Below are 19,198 nucleotides of genomic sequence, written 5' to 3'. Positions count from 1 at the left end.
GTTGCAAAAGCGAACATTCCACGCTGCACAAACACGGGCTATCGGGTAAACTTGATTGCACCAACATGGTGCAGCCAATTAGGAAGGTTATGTGGCCACGCTTATCGAATCAGTAATGGACAATTTAATCACGGCAGTCGTGGTTCTCGACGAGAACCTTGTCGTGACTTATGCAAACCCTGCCGCCGAGCAACTTTTTTGTCTTAGTGCACGCCGCCTTAAGGAGCAGCCACTATCAGACATTATTCAGCATTGCTCCATAAACTTAGAGCATGTGCAGGAAACGCTGGCATCCGGTCAAGGCCTTACCGACAGCGACGTGACCTTGGTTATCGATGGCAATCAACGAAAAGTGGAGCTCAGTGCCAGTCCGTTGCAGTGGGCACGCAGTACCTCCATGCTGGTCGAGCTCAAAGCTATTGGGCACCAGCAGCAAATCAGCAAAGAGTTACAACAACAAGCACAGCAACAGGCCGCAAAAGAACTCGTGCGCGGCCTTGCGCATGAGATCAAAAACCCACTTGGTGGTCTTCGTGGTGCAGCGCAGTTGCTTGAGAAAATGCTGCCTGACCCAAGCCTAAGCGAATACACCCGCATTATCATTGAGCAAGCAGATCGCCTAAGAAACTTGGTCGATCGGCTGCTTGGCCCACAACGTCCGGGGACAACCCAACAAGAAAATATCCATGTAGTGCTTGAGAAAGTCCGTCAATTGGTTGAGCTCAGTGCCGACGATACGCGCATTACCCGCGACTACGACCCAAGTTTGCCTGACTTAGAAATGGACCCCGATCAGCTGGAGCAAGCATTGCTCAATGTGGTGAGCAATGCCGCTGAGATTTTACAAGGCACACCAGATAGTGAAATCACCTTGCGCACACGCACTGAACATCAGGTCGTGATAAATGGCAAACGACACCGTTTAGCGGCGCGTATCGATATCACGGACAACGGGCCGGGTATCAGTCCCGAACTTCAGGACACCTTATTTTATCCAATGGTATCTGGTCGCCCTGGCGGCACAGGGCTTGGCTTATCCATCACACGAAACCTTATCGATCAGCATAAGGGAAAAATTTACGTGAACAGCTGGCCTGGGCATACCACATTTACCATCTTGCTACCGATCAAACGTTAAGGGGAAATCATGAGCAAAGGACTTATCTGGGTTGTCGATGACGACAGCTCTATCCGCTGGGTGCTAGAACGCACGTTAAATGCCGCGGGTATGGCATGTGAGACCTTTGCCGACGCAGACAGCGTTCTCGAAGGGTTAAACCGTGAAGTCCCAGATGTATTGGTGTCGGACATCCGCATGCCCGGCACTGACGGCTTTACCCTGCTCAATCGTCTGCAAGATGAGTACCCCACACTGCCCGTTATCATCATGACAGCGCACTCTGATCTTGATGCTGCCGTCAGTGCCTACCAAAAAGGGGCGTTTGAGTACCTGCCAAAGCCTTTTGATATTGATGAGGCCGTTGCATTGGTTGAGCGCGCGGTTTCTCACAGTCAGGAGCAAAAACGTCAGCGTGCACCAAAAGAGTCCAAGGAAGCCGTACCAGAAATCATTGGTGAGGCACCTTCAATGCAAGAGGTCTTCCGCGCCATTGGCCGTCTTTCTCGTTCATCCATTTCTGTATTGATCAACGGCGAGTCCGGAACAGGTAAAGAGCTGGTCGCCCATGCATTGCACCGCCATAGCCCACGCTCAAGTAACTCTTTCATTGCGCTCAACATGGCTGCAATCCCCAAAGATTTGATCGAGTCGGAACTGTTCGGCCATGAAAAAGGGGCCTTCACCGGTGCCAACAGTGTGCGCCAAGGCCGGTTCGAGCAAGCCAATGGTGGCACCCTGTTTCTTGATGAAATTGGCGACATGCCATTGGATATTCAGACACGCCTGTTGCGCGTTTTAGCTGACGGGCAGTTCTATCGTGTAGGTGGCCATCAAGCTATCAAGGTCGATGTCCGCATCATTGCCGCAACACACCAAAACCTAGAAAAGCTCGTTGCGGAAGGCACTTTCCGTGAAGACCTATTCCACCGATTGAACGTAATTCGGGTTCATCTCCCCCCGCTTCGGGAGCGCCGACAAGACATAGGTCAGCTCGCCAAACATTTCCTGAAACGCGCGTCAGATGAGCTGGATATCGAAGTAAAGTCGCTACATCCAGCCACGCTTGAATTGATTTCGTCATTGCCTTGGCAAGGCAATGTCCGTCAATTAGAGAACATCTGTCGTTGGCTCACCGTCATGGCTAGCGGAAAAGAAATTCTTCCTGAAGATTTGCCACCGGAGTTGATGCAACCAGAAGCAAGTAGTGCGGTTAGCGGAGAAGGTGACAGTTGGCAGATGGCCCTCTCTAAGTGGGCAAAAACGTCTTTGGTCAATGGTGATGACAACTTACTTCGTGAGGCTCTGCCAGAGTTTGAACGTATCTTACTAAGAGAGGCGTTAAGCCATACTCGTGGCCACAAACAAGAAGCAGCCAAACTCCTAGGCTGGGGCAGAAACACACTGACGCGTAAGCTCAAAGAGCTTCAAATGCCGTAACCCGCGCGGGCCAGTTCAAATTATCAACAAATCTAGTAAACAATATAACCAATTCCGCCCTTTTGGGCGGATTGTCCCTGAAGCTGTACTGACGATCTCCTAGATAGCCTTTATAATTGCGAAAAGTAAATATAAGGATAATTTTATGATCGCCACCCACCTTCCGTTGACGGATTTGCACCGTCACCTTGATGGTAATATTCGCATTCGCACCATTCTGGAACTGGGTCAGAAGTTTGGTATGGCCTTACCTGCTGACACTATTGACGCTCTGCGCCCGCATGTTCAGGTGATGTCAAACGAGCCAGATCTGGTTGGATTCCTGTCGAAACTTGATTGGGGTGTGGCTGTACTGGGCGATCTGGATGCCGTGCGTCGCGTGGCATACGAGAACGTAGAAGATGCTCTAAACGCGAAAATTGACTACGCAGAGCTACGTTTCTCACCTTACTACATGGCAATGAAACACAAGCTGCCCGTTCAGGGTGTCGTAGAAGCCATCATTGATGGCGTGGCCGCAGGCAGCCACGACTTTGGCGTGAAAACCAATTTGATTGGCATCATGAGTCGTACGTTTGGCACTGAAGCTTGCATGCAGGAGTTGGATGCGCTGCTCGCCCTGAAACAACACCTTGTTGCTATCGACTTAGCCGGTGACGAACTGGGCCAGCCTGGCCACCTGTTTAATGACCATTTTGCCAAAGTACGTGCAGCTAATCTGAACATCACGGTTCACGCGGGTGAAGCTGCAGGTGCACAAAGCATGTGGCAAGCAATCAATGAGCTGGGTGCAACTCGTATTGGCCATGGCGTGAAAGCCATTGAAGACCCAGCATTGATGGATTATCTGGCGAAGCATCGTATCGGTATTGAGTCTTGCCTGACATCAAACGTCCAAACCAGCACAGTGGCATCTCTGGAAAGCCACCCTGTTAAGCAATTCTTGGCACATGGCATTCTTGCGACACTCAACACTGACGACCCAGCAGTCTCTGGAATAGAACTGCCTCACGAATACGAAGTGGCGGCGCCGAATGCAGGTCTGACACAAGCTCAAATCACCCAGCTTCAGGAAAACGGTTTAGAAATCGCGTTCTTGTCTGACAGTGAAAAAGCCGAGCTGAGAGCGAAAGCACACGCACGCGGTTAAGCGACTCTCAGCGTAAAAATATATTTGAACACACCGGCCAAGGCCGGTGTTTTTTTGCTCAAATCTAACGTACAATGCCGCCGATTTTCGACTAACGCCGGATGAGAAGTAATATGTTCGACGCAATGCTGACTGCGAATGAAATTGTTGCGGCAGGTCCAGGTCAACTGGCCGCGGCAGCCCTCGCTGTAGTACTGGCTGTGATCAGTATCGGCGGTGGTGTATAAGCACTTTTTTGCTCGCCAACCGCACAAAAAAAGCCGCTTTATGCGGCTTTTTGCGTTTTTGGAGTTCTACCATCCGTGATTAAATCACGCGAGAGAACTGCTGCTGACGTGCGCGATCGCGAAGGTAGGTGTCAAAACACATACAGATATTTCGGATCAGTAGTCGACCTTTCAGCGTAACAGTAATGGTGTCTGCATCAACGGCCACAAGCTCATCATCGATAAAACACTTCAGTAAGCCCAGATCTTCGGCAAAGTAGCTGTCGAAATCCACATTGAATTCACGTTCAATTACTCGCTTATCCAATGAGAAGTTACAAATCAGCGATTTGATGACTTCACGACGAAGCAGGTCATCCCCATCCAACATCACGCCTTTCCACAACGCATGGCGTTGCTCATCAACTTGTTGGTAGTACTTCTTCAGCTCTTTTTGGTTTTGTGCGTAACAATCACCAATCATAGAAATCGCTGACACGCCCATGCCCAATAAGTCGCAATCACCTTGCGTGGTGTAGCCTTGGAAGTTTCGGTGAAGAATACCTTCACGCTGCGCGACCGCCAATTCGTCGTCCGGCAGAGCAAAATGGTCCATGCCAATAAACTGATACCCTGCGCCTGTCAGCGTCGAGATAGTTTGCTCTAGCATCGCTAACTTTTCACGAGGAGAAGGCAAGGTGTCTTCTTTGATTTTACGCTGGGCAGCAAACAGTTGCGGTAGATGCGCGTAGTTGAACACAGACAAGCGACCCGGCTTCATTGCCAGCACTTGCTCCAGTGTTTTCGCGAACGTCTCACCATTTTGGTGCGGAAGGCCATAAATCAGGTCTAAGTTGGTTGAACGGAAACCAAGTACCTTGGCGCGCTCGACCATGGCTTTGATAAAGCCTTCGTCCTGTTCACGGTTTACGGCTTTTTGAACGTCTTTGTCGAAGTCCTGCACACCAATGCTCAGGCGATTAAAGCCCTCTGCACGAAGGTGATCCAGCACGTCCAGCTCCACTTCACGTGGATCAACTTCGATGCTTATTTCTGCATCCGGTGACAGACGAAACTCTTGGCGAAGCAACGTCATTAAACGCGAGATTTGAGCCTTGGTCAGAAAAGTCGGTGTGCCGCCGCCCCAGTGCAACTGAGTGACATTGCGCTCACGGAGCAAGTACGCACGCTGGCGAATTTCATGCTCCAACGCATCCAAGTATTCATCCGCTTTATGCGCATGACGAGTGATGACTTTATTGCAGCCACAGTAGTAACACAGCGTATGGCAAAACGGGATGTGTACATAGAGCGACAAATTGCGCTCAGGATACTGGGTACACGCCATGTCAAACTCGGCTGCGGTGAACACTTCGTGAAATTCCAGTGCGGTCGGATAGGACGTATAACGTGGACCTGAGTAGTTATACTTCTCAATCAGATCCTGATCCCAAATAATTTGCTGCTTAGACATCTATGTTCCCGCCAAAAATAAACAACCGGAGAGGTAATCCACCCGAGCCAATATGCTTAGGTGTATTTTTGCACACTCTCCGGTCGCGGATGAATCTTTCTTCGGCTTAGCTCGGTAAATCTGTTGGGCTGATCGTACCGTTTAGCTTGCCAGGGTTCTTACTGGAGTAATTTTGGCACCTGTAAATGCCAAAATTTCCTCAAGCTCGGTATGAATCGCCTGCTGAAGCCTAGACTCTGCTTTCACACGGTGCATATCGTGGCGCATTCGCTCCTTTTTTGGGATCTCTTTGCGCGCATCACCGCGGGGCATGTCTTTGACCACATCGTACAATTCATACAATGCTGGAAAACGCGTAGGAAAATCAACGCGCTTCTCTCCTTGCAGGTGATCCATAATCATGTAGAGACGGATCGCTGCTTCTGACAAGTCGCATTGCTCTTGCAACGTTGCCAACGCAATGACATCCACGCTTTCAATGATTTTCAGGTTACGCTGTTTGATCGCTGCATTCATCGCAGCTTCCTGCATTTTGGTTTGTTGACGTAATTTCGCCAATAACCAGCCTGCATAACCAGCTAAACCCAGAATGATTGCGCCACCAAGCGCAACAACACCTAAAGGAAGGGTCTCCAACATTTACTCCTGATCAAATTTGAAGTTTTCAAACTCCGCCAACAAATCATCATCGCCACGGCGTTTCGATTTTTTCGGTGCCTCTACAACTTCTTCTTCTTCGTCATCAAAAAGACCAAGCTGTTTCATCAACACTTCGATACGGTCGAGTTTTTCATCGACGTATGACTGCAGGCCAGCACCCAGCTTCTCACCGTTTTCAATACGATCAAGAAGCACAGTGAGTTGCGCATCATTTTCCAACATCTCCAACTCCTGCGCAGCACTCAGTTTGCGTGCTTTTTTCGCAGCGGCAGATTTAGGATGCGGTTTCGCTTCGACAACAAGCTGAATTGGCTTTTTGCTGCCAAGACGTGGATCGCGTTGCTGTTGTGCTAAGCGCTGTTGTTCTTCTTTACCACCAGAATGACGAGAACCAGCTTTCAAACCTTTACGTTTGTTTTTACGCTTACGCGCCATTGCGGCTACGTCTTCACGGTTCAGTGATTTATCAGCGTATTGTGCTGGCCCTTCAGAGCCAACTTTGCGGCCTTTTTTCTTGCGTGTCATTCGTTTCTCTTCCTCAGTAAAATTACGTCGTTACCAACAAAGTCCACGTCAAGACCATCACGGTCTGCTAAGTAGCTAAACGTTTCGCGACTGAAGAAGCTCACGTGGGTTGGGTCGTTTTTGTAATGCCAGCTTTTAAAAGCATCAGCATCGATCACGAGCTTGGTCATAAAAGCCATCCAGCCTCCAGGTTTCACCAAACTCAACAACAGTCTCCATTCCTTGTGAGGCATGTAAAAGTGTTCAATAGCTTCAGTGCAAGTGACAAAATCGTATGTCTTTTCCAATGCGGTCGCATCGGGCGCGAAATAAGGATCATACACGGTCATATTGTAACCTGCTTCGGTCAGCATTGCTGCTAACGCTGGACCAGGACCACACCCAAAGTCTAACCCTTGAAAAACGCCCTCACCGAGCTTTTGCATCAGAGGTGTTGCCAAGCGATCGAGAAAAGCGCGATAGCGTTCATCTTCAACATTGTTCTCATGTTGATCGTAAACCGCTTTTTCGTCTTCCGGTGGCAACTGACAATCTGGATCAGCAAAAACCAGCGAACAAGGCTGACAACGGAAATAACGACGGCGTTTGTCCTGCTCGAAATCGACAACCTGTGTCGATTGGCAAAGCGGGCAATTTAGACTCATTGGGGATTTCTGCACCAAATTGAATGGCGGAAATGTAACAGAAAGCTGAATAAGAAAAAAGCGACAGGCAAAGCCTGTCGCTCTATAGCGTTCCAAAGAACGGTATTTACCGTTTTCATCCCTAACAGCAACACCACATCCCGGTGAACAATTATCCTTTTGTAATAAGGCGTCCTGCCATTTTTTATTTGAGTTATCTACTCACAACATCCTGTCTTCGTCACCATCCTGGTGTGTGTCCTTTCCTTCATCCGAGAAGGTGTCCTTATGCATGAATCCTTCACACACTGTGTCATCCCGACAACGATCTGTCCTGATCACTGAGGCGTTCCAACGCCAAAATCCGTTTGCATCCTTACCGCAACCCTGCGATATCGTCCTGATTGTCCTTTTCCCTGTCGACTCAAATAAGTTTACGCGTTCGATAAACAGAAAACAGGCGATGCATCACAATTCAGACATGACGTTTATATATGTATGCTTTATCTCTATGAAAGATAGGCCAAAAAATCAAAAACCAACAAGTTTTCGGGCAAGTTTCTTCTAACGAAATGGCTGATCGCTTACAAATAGCAGGGAAAAATAGGCATATAGAATGCAAAAAGGCAGCGTAGCTGCCTTTTTAATAAGATGTTCACTGATAAGCGATTGGCTTAATGCAGACCACCGACATATTGAGAAATGGCTTCGATTTCTTTGTCGGTCAGTTTTGAGGCCACAATTTGCATCATGCCATTGAGGTCGTTGTTACGCACGCCATCACGGAACATAACAAGCTGGGTTTGCACGTACTCTGCATGCTGACCAGAAATTTTAGGGAAACCAGACAACGCGGTTCCGTTACCTCGAGGACCGTGACAAGCAATACATGCTGCAATCCCGCGCTCTTTGTCGCCAGCAAGATAAAGCTCTTCACCAACCTCAATCGATGACTCAGGCGTTGAACCCGCTTTTGCGGTTTGTGTGGCATAAAACGCCGCCAAGTCCGCCATGTCTTGTTCAGACAAAGGTGCAACCATTCCTGCCATCACGGCATTGTAACGACCTTGTTCGCCGCCAGTTTCCATACCGAGCTTAAATTCTTTTAGCTGCTTAAATAAATATTTTTCGTGCTGGCCTGCCAACACGGGGTTTGCAGCAATAAGACTGTTGCCGTCAGCACTGTGACATGCGGCGCAAGTGACTGATTTTGCTTTACCTGCTTCTGCATCTCCCTGCGCATAGGCGGTAAAACTCGCGAGTAAGCTGAGTAGTAGCGCTAATTTCTTCATGACATTCCGTTTATAATTATCAAGCTTCCAATACCACGGTGCTCACGTCATCGTGATACAATCGTTGAGCAAAAACCGAGCACGGTCATTTTACACAATTTCACATAAAAGTAATCAGTCGACTACATAAAGTCGAGACGGAGTTAACAGTGAATCCTTCACTCAACTATCGCAAGACCCACTTTATCACCAGTGCACCCGATATTCGTGCACTGCCAGCTGACACAGGCATCGAAGTTGCCTTTGCGGGTCGTTCCAATGCAGGTAAGTCTAGTTCAATCAATAGATTGTGTGACAATAAAAGTCTAGTTAAAACCAGTAAAACGCCGGGTCGCACACAATTGATCAACCTGTTCCAGGTCGATGAGGGATGCCATATTGTTGACCTTCCTGGGTACGGATTCGCGCAAGTACCTCTGGAAATGAAGAAAAAATGGCAAAAATCTCTGGGTGAATACCTACAAAAACGCCAGCAACTGAAAGGTTTGGTGGTATTGATGGATATTCGCCACCCACTGAAAGAGCTAGATCAAGACTTAATCTTTTGGGCGGTAGATAGCAACCTGCCCGTTCTGGCCCTGCTAACCAAATGTGACAAACTGAAAAGTGGCGCACGTAAAGCAGAATTGCAGAAAGTACGCGAAGCTGCCAAAGATTTCGGCGGTGACGTTGAAGTCGAGCTTTACTCATCATTAAAAGGTATTGGCGTCGACAAACTTCGTAAGAAGATGGATGGCTGGTATTTCCCGCCGCTTGAGGGCGTGATCGAAGACGCAGAAGGAACTGAAGACAACAATTCAGAGACTGATGCGTAACCTATAACGCTTTCGACTTTTTCCTCCCGGAAATAAAAACCCCACCTCATGGGTGGGGTAACGGGAGAGAAATAGGAGGTTTGTTTTAGTCGTTATACTCTGAGTGTCAGTGATCTTTTCCAACCCCGCAAGTTTGCCCCCACTTTCCTTATTTGATTTTTCTCTCTTATCCCTAGCGTCAAAACAACCGTCAAAACTAACCCTCTGATCATTTTGTTTTTTTTCGGTCAATGTTGAACTTATTTTTTATCAATAAATATCAAGTTTGCTACATGTTATTTCATGACAAAGTGTTTGGAATTGAATTACAGAAAGAAGCGGGCAAAAAAAAACCGATTTGAAGATTCAAATCGGTCAGAAACAACGTGTGATCGCATGTCAGAAAGTAGTGACAAGCCACCTAAACACATTAAGAACAAGAAGCAGTGGTCATTATAACGCCATGACCATCAAATTAAAGTAATTACTCTAATAAAAGGTAACAAAATACAACGGACGACAAGAGGTGCAGTATAAGTAACTGTTTTAAATGGATAATATAATAGAAAAAAGAGAGTTTGGTGACTCGGATTTTATGCATAAAAAATGCCCCGGCCGACAATCGTCGACCGGGGCTGCTGAATCAGCTAAATCCAATAACGTGAAACAAAAGGTCTGAAAGATAGAACATCTTACCTCTGTACCCTACGTCATTAACTGTATATCAAATGGCCGATTAAGAAAACCCTTTACGTAGTTTTTTTTCACAATTTTATCGATTTTGTATTCTTTCGACTGTGGGCAGGCAATAAAAAAGCCCGTTTTGACGGGCTTTTTTCGCTATGAAATTTAAGTACTTATGTGATTCAAGTCGCGCTCAAGAGTACGAATTAATGCGCTTGGTCCCAGTTTTCACCGCTTCCAGACTCAGCAACTAGGGGAACTTCAAGCAATGCCGCCGACTCCATCAGCTTACAAACCTGTTGCTCAATAACCGTTAGATGTTCGGTATCTACTTCCAGAACCAATTCATCGTGTACTTGCATGATCAATGACACATGCCCTTCAGGCTGCTGCTGAATCCACGCATCAACGAGGATCATAGCGCGTTTGATAATATCCGCCGCCGTCCCCTGCATTGGCGCATTGATCGCTGCACGCTCTGCTGCTTTACGACGCATACCATTGCTCGATTTGATTTCTGGTAACTGAAGGCGACGTCCGAATATCGTCTCAACATAGCCTTGCTCAGAAGCTTGAAGGCGAGTCGATTCCATGTACTGTCGAACACCAGGGTAACGTTCAAAGTAACGGTCCATGTATTGCTGTGCTTCACCACGAGGAATGCCGAGTTGCTTCGCCAAACCAAACGCACTCATGCCATAGATCAGACCGAAGTTGATGGCTTTTGCGCGGCGGCGCATTTCCGATGTCACATCGGTAATATCAATACCCATGACTTCCGCTGCGGTCGCACTGTGAATATCTTTGCCATGTCGGAAAGCATCGATCAACGCCTCGTCGCCCGACAAATGCGCCATGATACGCAGTTCAATTTGCGAATAGTCGACCGCCAGAATGGTTTTGCCTGCAGGCGCAATAAATGCCTGACGAATTCGACGCCCTTCTTCATTACGAATAGGAATATTCTGAAGGTTAGGATCCGTTGAAGACAAACGCCCTGTCGCGGTCACTGCTTGATGGTAAGACGTATGAACGCGACCTGTCGCGGGTTTCACCATCTTCGGCAATTTATCGGTGTACGTCGACTTCAACTTCGCCAAACCGCGGTATTCCAAAATGCATTTTGGCAATGGATAATCAAGTGCCAGTTCTTGCAGCACTTCTTCGTTCGTTGATGGCGTGCCTGATGGCGTTTTCTTAATGACGGGCAGTCCCATTTTTTCAAACAAGATTGCCTGAAGTTGTTTTGGCGAGCTCAAATTAAATTCTTGACCGGCCAATTCAAATGCCTGTTTTTCCAATTCATCAAGGCGCACTGCAATTTCTTTTGACTGCTTAGCCAGCATCTCAGAACTGATCAGAACACCGTGACGCTCCATTCGTGACAGCACAGGAACCAGTGGCATTTCATACTGTTCGAAAATGACTTTCAGTTTTTCATCGGCGTTCAGATGCGCCATCAATACATTGTGCAGCCTCAACGTAACGTCAGCATCTTCCGCAGCATACGGTGACGCCTGATCCATTTCTATTTGGTTAAAGGTCAGCTGTTTTTTACCTTTACCTGCAATTTCTTCAAAGCTGATGCACTTATGTTGAAGGTAACGCATGGCCAAACTGTCCATGTCATGCTTACCTGCAACACTGTTAAACACGTATGATTCGAGCATAGTGTCATAAGCAATGCCTTTCATCGCGATGTCGTAGCGCGCCAACACACTTGCATCGTACTTCAGGTTTTGACCCACTTTCAGCGCGCCGGCGTTTTCCAGCCAAGGTTTCATTTCAGCTAGCACCCAGTCGCGATCAAGCTGCTTTGGCGCATCCAGATAGTCATGGGTTAGCGGCAAATAAGCAGCTTCACCTTCTGCAACCGCAAAAGAAATACCAACCAAGTTCGCTTCCATGTAATCCAAGCTGTCAGTTTCGGTATCAAACGAGACCACGTCTGCCTTATCCAGCTTATCCATCCAAGAGCGGAACGCGTCTTCGGTCAAGATAGTTTCGTACTGGCTGCGATCAATCGATGCAGCTTCAAATGTCACGGCCGCTTTTTCTGCCACTGATGCACTCGCACCCGATGTTGCACGCTCTGCCACCGCATCAACACCTGCACTGCCGCTTTGCGCTTCTGCCAGCCAACGTTTGAAGTTCAGCTCTGTAAACAGCTCTACCAGTTTCTCGTTATCAGCACTGCGGTTAACGAGCTCTTCCGGTTTGAATGGCAGTTCACAGTCAAGTTTGATGGTCGCTAACTGATAGGAGAGGTATGCATTGTCTTTGTTATCTTCCAGTTTCTTCGCCATGGTTTTGGAACCACGAAAGCCAAGATCTGCAATTTTATCTAAGTTTTCAAACAGTGCTTCCAACCCACCAATACCGGCAATAAGTGCAGTAGCCGTTTTCTCACCAACGCCAGGAACACCTGGAATGTTATCCACTTTATCGCCCATCAGTGCGAGATAGTCGATGATATGCTCTGGGCCAAAGCCGTATTTATCGTGCACACCTTGTGGGTTCATGATGACGTTAGTCATGGTGTTAATAAGGGTCACGTTCTCATCCACCAGCTGGGCCATATCTTTGTCGCCCGTACTGATAAGGATTGGCATGCCTGCTTGCGAGCCTTGCGTCGCTAACGTACCTATGACGTCATCAGCTTCTACGCCTTCGATAACCAACATAGGGAAACCCATAGCTTCTATGATCTGATGCAGTGGCGCGATCTGACCGCGAAGATCGTCAGGCATTGGTGGACGATTTGCCTTGTACTCTGCATACATATCATCACGGAATGTTTTGCCTTTCGCATCGAAGATCACCGCCACATTGGATTGGGGGTACTGCTTTACTAGGCTTCGAAGCATATTAACCACACCATAAATAGCACCTGTCGGTTCGCCCTTAGGGTTGGTCAAATTTGGTGATGCGTGATACGCGCGGTAAAGGTAAGAAGAGCCGTCGACCAGGATCAACGGGTTATCAGAAGTCGTCGCCATAACGTTATTAGCTAACCGAAAAAGGATTGATGGCTAAGCATGCCACGACTCGCGATAACTGTTAACCCACGATGTGATATCTGTGTGAGATATAAAGCGGCTTTCTTTTCTTCTGACTGCGATAAAACGCAATAAAAGAACAAATTCCACTGTGAATATCATTTTCTACCACAGTTTAATCCAATAAAGTCTGTGGATAAGTTTGTTGGTATTTATTTTTATGGTTTTAGATCAACGTGATTTTCATTTCAAAACACAAAATTAAACCCTTTATTTTTATAGACTTAAACGCGGCACCTTGATCGTGATCAGGATCGATCATAGATCATTGACTGTGGAAAAAGAAATTCTCTCAAAGACCAAGTTATTCGATATTTTTTCCTGATCACCGCTTTTAGGCTTCGATCTCACAAGGCACAAAATTTCGGTAATTTGGTGATTGTTTATGCATACTCTGTCTACTCACCCAGCGACAACATGAAATTTTATCGTACTTAGCAACCCATGCTATGAGGACATGAAGATGAAAAAAGTGGCTGTAATTCTTTCTGGATGCGGGGTTTATGATGGCGCAGAAATTCACGAATCTGTGTTATCTCTTCTTGCTATTGAGCAAGCAGGTGCAAGCTGGCACTGCTTCGCTCCCGATGTGACCCAGCATCATGTAATTAATCACCGTGCAGGTGAAGCGTCAGACGAGACACGCAATGTGCTTGATGAGGCCGCACGCATCGCGCGAGGCAATATCCAACCACTGGCCAACTTAAACCCCGACGATTTTGACGCGCTATTATTGCCAGGTGGCTTTGGTGTGGCGAAGAACCTGAGTGATTATGCGTTAAATGGCTCAGATATGGCGGTCCACGAGCAATTACTTGAAGCCTGCAAGGCATTTGCGAGGGCAGATAAGCCTGCAGGTTATATCTGCATTTCCCCCATTCTGATCCCTGCCGTTTATGGCCCAGGCGCAAAAGGTACAATCGGCAATGATCCCGACACCGCCGCAGCCTTTAATGCCATGGGGGGAGAACATATCGAATGCCCTGTGGATGATTTTGTCTTCGATCAAAGCCGACGTTTACTATCGACCCCCGCCTATATGTTGGCTACAACCGTCAGCGAAGCCGCGTCAGGGATAAACAAACTTGTCACCAAGTTAGTGGAATTAGCTTAACGCCGGAAAGAAAAAAGCGACGCCTTTTGGGGGGCGTCGCCTGCATCAGTTGAAAACGTAACTTGCGTTAACGTCTCATGCAAAAACATTTACTGGAAGCAATGTGAGCAATGTCGTGTGTTCAGTAGCGAAGAAAGTGCGTATCGCTGCTGAACAATTAAACAATAATCATTCTCATTATCATTCACAAGCTGAATTTTGCTTTTTCCGTTACTTTATTTATCTGACGTGATCTTCTTCACAAAATGAAGCCGATACTGGTCTAACGAATCTTTCTTTTCGAGGTGTTCTACTTGGTAGTGATTGTTTAGCAGCAAACAGAGCATGCCCGCAAAGCAGTTTCTCGACTTTACGCGAATACTCCCATAGCCATGTGCGGCTACCCAATGTTCCTGTGCATGCAACAATCCTTGCGCGATACCACGAAGACGTCCTTTCTTGGTCACGCCGCCCAGCCAGCTATAAAAACAGTCATCATCTAATTGGTAGCCAATTTTGACGCCACACAACTCACCACCGTGATCGGCAACCAACACAAGAAAAGGCTTGTCTCCAATACGTTTTTTCAGTGTGTCTAGCGTTTCCTGACGGGCAAATTCATCGATTTGGCCTAGCACGCTCACGGCTTCTGCCAGCGTGCCTTCTCGAATAATCATGAGGAAGTTCCTTGTACCGTAAGCGTCTGCACGCCTGTCACTCGATTATAGCGGTTATGGCGAGGGATATATTCAATCAAAGGCATAAAAAAAGCCGATCTGGTGATCGGCTCTTTTTTCCCTCAATTACTTATTGTTGGTGTTAGACCAACTTGGTTTCCACCGCCGTGTTCACCTGTGTAATTCGGCTGACCAAATAGTTCAGCAACACACCGTACATAGGAACAAACAGGCCTAGGCTGATCACCAGTTTGAACGCGTAATCCACTAATGCAATTTCGGTCCAGTTCGCTGCCATAAAGGCATCTGGGCTGTTGTAAAACGCAATAGCAAAAAACGCCAACGTATCAATGGCATTACCAAACAAGGTTGAACAGCTTGGTGCAACCCACCACTGTTTGGTTTGGCGTAGACGATTGAATACGTGAATGTCGAGGATTTGTCCAAGCAGGTAAGCCATAAAGCTTGCCGCTGCGATACGCGCAACAAACAGGTTAAATTCCATCAGGTGACCGAGACCTTGATATTGCCCTTGGAAGAACAACACCGAGAGGACGTAAGAAATCAGCAGAGATGGCACCATCACACTGAAAATGATCTTACGCGCCATGCCTGCACCGTAAATACGGACAGTCAGATCAGTCGCGAGGAAAATAAACGGGAAGGTAAATGCGCCCCAAGTGGTGTGAAAACCAAAAATGGTAAAAGGCAGCTGTACCAGATAATTGCTAGACGCAATGATTACAAGGTGGAAAACCACCAAAAAAGAGAGGGCTTTGCGCTGTTGCGCAGGCGTAAAAGTGCTCATTGTGAACCTTTTTGTCATTGGGGGCGAGGGAACCCAAAGTTACTATATTTGCCAGATTTTACAGTCTGGCAGCTTAAGAGGTGGCGAATTATACAGCAATTCTTTTAGCTGACAACCCGCTTTGAATTGAACATCACGAAAGCTGTTTTGACAGCCAGCCATGCAAGAACGTTAACTCTTCGTCGCCATCGGCATCGAGCTTTTCCAACCACACACTGGCACTGTAGTGCTCGCCTTTCAGTAAGAAGCGAACGCCTTCAAACTCGATAATCCAAGAATGCAAATCGGCGTCAGTTTGCTTGTCAGAAGCCGTTGCTCCTATCAGTTGGCATAAGGCGTCAAGGTAGATTTCTGTATTATCAAAATCCAACCCATCGGCTGCCAGCACAAGACGTCCTTCTTTGGCGTCAAAGTGAGAGATCGAAAAGAGTGTGTTATCCATAACTCGCGTTGTCTGATCCTAAAGTGATATGGTCTTCGATAACATCCAAAAAGACATCACCGTATTTTTCGAGCTTGCGCTGACCCACGCCATTCACCGCCAGCATTTCGCCTTGCGACGTTGGGATCATCTCCGCCATTTCAATCAAGGTTGCATCGTTAAATACCACGTAAGGTGGAATATCTTCTTCATCGGCAATGGCTTTGCGCAGTTTGCGAAGTTTTGCGAACAGTTTCTTGTCGTAGTTTCGCTTGCCCAGCTTGTCCGCTTTTGAACGTGGTGACAAACCAAGACGCGGTATGGCGAGTTCAAGGGCAATCTCCCCTCTTAACACCGGGCGTGCCTCTTCGGTCAATTGCAGCACTGAGCTACGCGCAATGTTCTGCACCAGATAGCCTCGATGGATTAGCTGGCGATAAATACTGACCCAGTACTCATGACTGAAATCTTTACCAATACCATACGTGCTGACTTTGTCATGGCCGTGCTCTTTAACACGCTGGTTTTGCATACCACGCAGCACTTCTACGGTGTAGCCAACACCAAAACTCTGATTGACCCGATACACATTAGACAAGGCTTTTTGTGACACTTCCGTACCATCAAACATGGTTGGCGGGTCTAAACAGATATCGCAGTTGCCACATGGCTGCTCGCGGTATTCACCAAAGTAATTCAGCAACACTAATCGGCGACACGTTAACGCTTCTGCAAACGCACCCATGGCATTGAGTTTATGGCTCTCTACCTGTTTTTGCGGACCGTCTGGTTTTTCTTCTAAGCAGCGATGCAGCCAGCCAATATCAGACGGATCGTAAAACATCACCGCTTCTGCAGGCAGGCCATCACGCCCTGCACGTCCCGTTTCTTGATAGTAGGATTCGATATTACGCGGGATATCGTAGTGCACGACAAAACGGACGTTAGGTTTGTTAATGCCCATGCCAAACGCCACCGTTGCCACAACAATCTGCACATCATCGCGCTGAAAGGCTTCTTGTACCCAGGCGCGCTGTTCATTCGTCATGCCCGCATGGTACGCCGCAGCCCGAATATTTTGATCGCAGAGCTTTTCCGCGACCTGCTCAACACGTTTGCGGCTATTGCAGTAGATAATGCCGCTTTGACCAGTTTGAGATGTCAAAAACTGGGTTAGCTGTGCTTGCGGTTTGTGCTTTTCGATCAAGGTATAGCGAATATTTGGACGATCGAAACTGCCCAAATAAATATGAGGAGACGACAAAGCCAATCGCTGACAGATATCTTGACGCGTGGTGTCGTCTGCTGTCGCGGTCAGTGCCATCACAGGCACATTCAAGAAATGCTGCTTGAGACTCCCCAACTGCGCATACTCAGGTCGGAAGTCATGTCCCCACTGTGAAATACAGTGCGCTTCATCAACCGCAATCAGTGATAGCGTTACCGATTGTAAACGTTCGATAAAATCACGCATCAAGATACGTTCAGGAGACACATAGAGCAGCTTTAAGCTGCCATCTCGCAATGCTTGCCAGGTGTTCCCCTGTTCTTCCGGTGTCATGGAAGAGTTCAGGCACGCGGCCTGAACACCATTCGCGAGAAGTTGGTCAACCTGATCTTTCATCAAAGAAATCAGTGGCGAAATCACCACGGTTAACCCGTCGCGAACCAAGGCGGGAACTTGATAGCAAAGACTTTTCCCCCCACCCGTCGGCATGATGACCAGACAATCTTGATCCGCAATCGCGGCATCGATGATTTCTTTTTGGCCGTCCCTGTAGCTGTGATAGCCAAACACTGTCTGTAAAACGGTCAGATCTTGTGTTTGCTCTAATGATGGGTCAGTGACGGTCATGTTGCCTCTCATGGTAGGGTAGCCGCTCATTCTAAACGCAGCGAAGCTTGGATAAAAGGTCAACAGCACCGAACTGTTTGTTCAATTTTTCTCATCTTAAAAGGTGTGCTTAAACAAGCGAAGTCCATATACTGGCGAGAGCAGCAAAAACGTTTAAATATAAAGCGTATGTTGGATGTACACCCATCACTTACCTTTAGCCACCTTATTTTTCGCTGCACGTACCACCAGATGGCGGTTTTTGTTCTTTAGCTTATTTAGATATAGAGATTTTGCAGTGAATGACGCGCAACAAACACGTCGCGGTGTGATTCTGGCACTCGGTGCCTACACCATGTGGGGCATTGCCCCCATCTACTTTAAAGCACTGACTGAGGTGCCTCCCTTTGAGGTGCTGGTGCACCGTATTCTTTGGTCCTTCTTTTTTCTGGCTCTCATTATTCGCATGAGTGGCAGCATGTCGCGTGTAAAACTGCTTCTGAAAGACAAGAAACGACTGGGACTGCTCACCATTACCGCTGTGGTCATCGCGGCCAATTGGCTTATTTTCATTTGGGCCGTGAACGCCGGACATATGTTAGATGCGAGCCTTGGTTACTTTATTAACCCTCTTATTAACGTTGTGCTCGGCATGGCATTTTTAGGTGAGCGCTTTAGAAAGCTGCAATGGCTTGCCGTCACATTGGCATTTTCAGGCGTAGCGATTCAGGTGGTCACCTTTGGCTCACTACCTTGGGTCGCTTTAGTTTTAGCGGGCAGCTTTGGCTGTTACGGGTTGCTGCGTAAAAAAATTAACGTCGATGCAGCGACTGGGCTATTCATTGAAACCGCAGTGTTGCTGCCTGCTGCTGTGATATATCTGTTGTTTATCGCCGACAGCCCGACTTCGAACATGTTGGATAACAGCATGGCGTTGAACCTGTTGCTGATGGCGGCTGGCGTGGTTACCACCTTGCCATTGCTCTGCTTTAACGGCGCAGCAACCAAACTACGCCTATCCACTCTCGGCTTCTTCCAATACATTGGTCCGAGCTTGATGTTTATGCTGGCCGTCGGTCTTTATCACGAACCGTTTTCCGCCGACAAAGCAACCACCTTTGCCTTTATTTGGACAGCGCTGGTGATCTTTACCTTTGATGCTGTCAGGCAGCGGCAAAAAACCCGCAAAGCGCAAAAAGGTTAACGCCCGAAAAAGCGGCACGGCCAGTGCCGCTTTTTTATTACCTCGCAACTTTTACTATCTCTCTGCCACAAAAACAAAATTCACTCACATTGCCTCATTAATCCGACACGCCATATTCGATCGAGAACTATACTCAA

Annotated in this window: 17 protein-coding genes; 6 read left to right on the top strand and 11 right to left on the bottom strand. The window is 47.6% G+C overall.

Annotated features, from left to right (window positions below; all coding sequences use genetic code 11):
• Window positions 1-91 precede the first annotated feature (91 nt).
• From glnL to add, 3 genes are all read left to right on the top strand, one after another.
• Complete coding sequence (gene glnL / locus LRP49_RS20540; RefSeq protein ID WP_274144515.1) at window positions 92-1,138, top strand: nitrogen regulation protein NR(II); 1,047 nt, start codon at window positions 92-94, stop codon at window positions 1,136-1,138.
• A 9-nt stretch (window positions 1,139-1,147) separates the two neighbouring features.
• Window positions 1,148-2,557: a nitrogen regulation protein NR(I) gene (gene glnG / locus LRP49_RS20535; RefSeq protein WP_274144514.1), complete on the top strand. Its 1,410-nt coding sequence runs from the start codon at window positions 1,148-1,150 to the stop codon at window positions 2,555-2,557.
• A gap of 145 nt (window positions 2,558-2,702) precedes the next feature.
• Window positions 2,703-3,707 carry an adenosine deaminase gene (gene add / locus LRP49_RS20530; RefSeq protein ID WP_274144512.1) on the top strand — a complete coding sequence of 335 codons (1,005 nt, stop codon included), beginning with the start codon at window positions 2,703-2,705 and terminating at the stop codon, window positions 3,705-3,707.
• Between the two features lie 306 nt (window positions 3,708-4,013).
• Here the strand turns inward: add and hemN are convergent, their stop codons facing one another.
• The 5 genes from hemN to LRP49_RS20505 form a co-directional block, all read right to left on the bottom strand.
• Complete coding sequence (gene hemN / locus LRP49_RS20525; protein WP_274144511.1) at window positions 4,014-5,387, bottom strand: oxygen-independent coproporphyrinogen III oxidase; 1,374 nt, start codon at window positions 5,385-5,387, stop codon at window positions 4,014-4,016.
• A gap of 141 nt (window positions 5,388-5,528) precedes the next feature.
• On the bottom strand, window positions 5,529-6,026 hold the full coding sequence (locus LRP49_RS20520; protein ID WP_274144509.1) for a DUF2489 domain-containing protein: 498 nt from the start codon (window positions 6,024-6,026) through the stop codon (window positions 5,529-5,531).
• Window positions 6,027-6,572: a Der GTPase-activating protein YihI gene (yihI, locus tag LRP49_RS20515; protein WP_274144508.1), complete on the bottom strand. Its 546-nt coding sequence runs from the start codon at window positions 6,570-6,572 to the stop codon at window positions 6,027-6,029.
• Window positions 6,569-7,216 carry a class I SAM-dependent methyltransferase gene (locus LRP49_RS20510; protein WP_274144506.1) on the bottom strand — a complete coding sequence of 216 codons (648 nt, stop codon included), beginning with the start codon at window positions 7,214-7,216 and terminating at the stop codon, window positions 6,569-6,571. Before LRP49_RS20510 ends, yihI begins: the two co-directional genes overlap by 4 nt.
• Before the next feature lie 653 nt (window positions 7,217-7,869).
• Entirely contained in the window at window positions 7,870-8,487 is a 618-nt protein-coding gene (locus LRP49_RS20505) for a c-type cytochrome (RefSeq protein ID WP_274144504.1), read from the bottom strand.
• 149 nt (window positions 8,488-8,636) lie between these two features.
• Between LRP49_RS20505 and yihA the strand changes: the two genes are divergently transcribed.
• Window positions 8,637-9,302: a ribosome biogenesis GTP-binding protein YihA/YsxC gene (gene yihA, locus LRP49_RS20500; protein ID WP_274144502.1), complete on the top strand. Its 666-nt coding sequence runs from the start codon at window positions 8,637-8,639 to the stop codon at window positions 9,300-9,302.
• 622 nt (window positions 9,303-9,924) lie between these two features.
• Here yihA and spfP read toward each other — a convergent pair.
• Together spfP and polA are read right to left on the bottom strand one after the other, a co-directional pair.
• Entirely contained in the window at window positions 9,925-9,972 is a 48-nt protein-coding gene (gene spfP / locus LRP49_RS25365; RefSeq protein WP_438356882.1) for a small protein SpfP, read from the bottom strand.
• 199 nt (window positions 9,973-10,171) lie between these two features.
• Complete coding sequence (polA, locus tag LRP49_RS20495; protein ID WP_274144501.1) at window positions 10,172-12,964, bottom strand: DNA polymerase I; 2,793 nt, start codon at window positions 12,962-12,964, stop codon at window positions 10,172-10,174.
• Between the two features lie 523 nt (window positions 12,965-13,487).
• Here polA and elbB point away from each other — a divergent pair.
• Window positions 13,488-14,138, top strand: a complete 651-nt coding sequence (gene elbB, locus LRP49_RS20490) for an isoprenoid biosynthesis glyoxalase ElbB (RefSeq protein ID WP_274144499.1) — start codon at window positions 13,488-13,490, stop codon at window positions 14,136-14,138.
• A 215-nt stretch (window positions 14,139-14,353) separates the two neighbouring features.
• Here elbB and LRP49_RS20485 read toward each other — a convergent pair whose 3' ends face one another.
• The 4 genes from LRP49_RS20485 to recQ all read right to left on the bottom strand — a co-directional run bounded on the left by LRP49_RS20485 (window position 14,354) and on the right by recQ (window position 17,878).
• A complete protein-coding gene (locus LRP49_RS20485; protein ID WP_274144497.1) occupies window positions 14,354-14,794 on the bottom strand; it encodes a GNAT family protein in 441 nt (146 codons plus the stop codon).
• A gap of 142 nt (window positions 14,795-14,936) precedes the next feature.
• A complete protein-coding gene (locus tag LRP49_RS20480; RefSeq protein WP_274144495.1) occupies window positions 14,937-15,602 on the bottom strand; it encodes a 7-cyano-7-deazaguanine/7-aminomethyl-7-deazaguanine transporter in 666 nt (221 codons plus the stop codon).
• Between the two features lie 133 nt (window positions 15,603-15,735).
• Window positions 15,736-16,044: a DUF3630 family protein gene (locus LRP49_RS20475; RefSeq protein ID WP_274144493.1), complete on the bottom strand. Its 309-nt coding sequence runs from the start codon at window positions 16,042-16,044 to the stop codon at window positions 15,736-15,738.
• On the bottom strand, window positions 16,037-17,878 hold the full coding sequence (recQ, locus tag LRP49_RS20470; protein WP_274144491.1) for an ATP-dependent DNA helicase RecQ: 1,842 nt from the start codon (window positions 17,876-17,878) through the stop codon (window positions 16,037-16,039). The genes LRP49_RS20475 and recQ overlap by 8 nt, the downstream gene beginning before the upstream one ends.
• A 277-nt stretch (window positions 17,879-18,155) precedes the next feature.
• Here recQ and rarD point away from each other — a divergent pair, with 277 nt between their 5' ends.
• On the top strand, window positions 18,156-19,061 hold the full coding sequence (gene rarD / locus LRP49_RS20465) for an EamA family transporter RarD (RefSeq protein WP_274144490.1): 906 nt from the start codon (window positions 18,156-18,158) through the stop codon (window positions 19,059-19,061).
• Window positions 19,062-19,198 lie beyond the last annotated feature (137 nt).

This window comes from Enterovibrio qingdaonensis (assembly GCF_028683135.1).
GTDB classification, from domain to species: domain Bacteria; phylum Pseudomonadota; class Gammaproteobacteria; order Enterobacterales; family Vibrionaceae; genus Enterovibrio; species Enterovibrio qingdaonensis.
The sequence above is the reverse complement of the archived record's forward strand: the minus strand, read 5'-3'. Positions and strand labels throughout refer to the sequence as shown.

Bases quoted from the DNA above. Each gene is read 5' to 3' on its own strand.
- add (WP_274144512.1), top strand. From the start codon at position 2,703: ATGATCGCCACCCACCTTCCGTTGACGGATTTGCACCGTCACCTTGAT.
- yihI (WP_274144508.1), bottom strand. From the start codon at position 6,572: ATGACACGCAAGAAAAAAGGCCGCAAAGTTGGCTCTGAAGGGCCAGCA.
- glnG (WP_274144514.1), top strand. From the start codon at position 1,148: ATGAGCAAAGGACTTATCTGGGTTGTCGATGACGACAGCTCTATCCGC.
- hemN (WP_274144511.1), bottom strand. From the start codon at position 5,387: ATGTCTAAGCAGCAAATTATTTGGGATCAGGATCTGATTGAGAAGTAT.
- LRP49_RS20510 (WP_274144506.1), bottom strand. From the start codon at position 7,216: ATGAGTCTAAATTGCCCGCTTTGCCAATCGACACAGGTTGTCGATTTC.
- LRP49_RS20475 (WP_274144493.1), bottom strand. From the start codon at position 16,044: ATGGATAACACACTCTTTTCGATCTCTCACTTTGACGCCAAAGAAGGA.
- LRP49_RS20485 (WP_274144497.1), bottom strand. From the start codon at position 14,794: ATGATTATTCGAGAAGGCACGCTGGCAGAAGCCGTGAGCGTGCTAGGC.
- LRP49_RS20480 (WP_274144495.1), bottom strand. From the start codon at position 15,602: ATGAGCACTTTTACGCCTGCGCAACAGCGCAAAGCCCTCTCTTTTTTG.
- polA (WP_274144501.1), bottom strand. From the start codon at position 12,964: ATGGCGACGACTTCTGATAACCCGTTGATCCTGGTCGACGGCTCTTCT.
- recQ (WP_274144491.1), bottom strand. From the start codon at position 17,878: ATGACCGTCACTGACCCATCATTAGAGCAAACACAAGATCTGACCGTT.
- elbB (WP_274144499.1), top strand. From the start codon at position 13,488: ATGAAAAAAGTGGCTGTAATTCTTTCTGGATGCGGGGTTTATGATGGC.
- LRP49_RS20505 (WP_274144504.1), bottom strand. From the start codon at position 8,487: ATGAAGAAATTAGCGCTACTACTCAGCTTACTCGCGAGTTTTACCGCC.
- LRP49_RS20520 (WP_274144509.1), bottom strand. From the start codon at position 6,026: ATGTTGGAGACCCTTCCTTTAGGTGTTGTTGCGCTTGGTGGCGCAATC.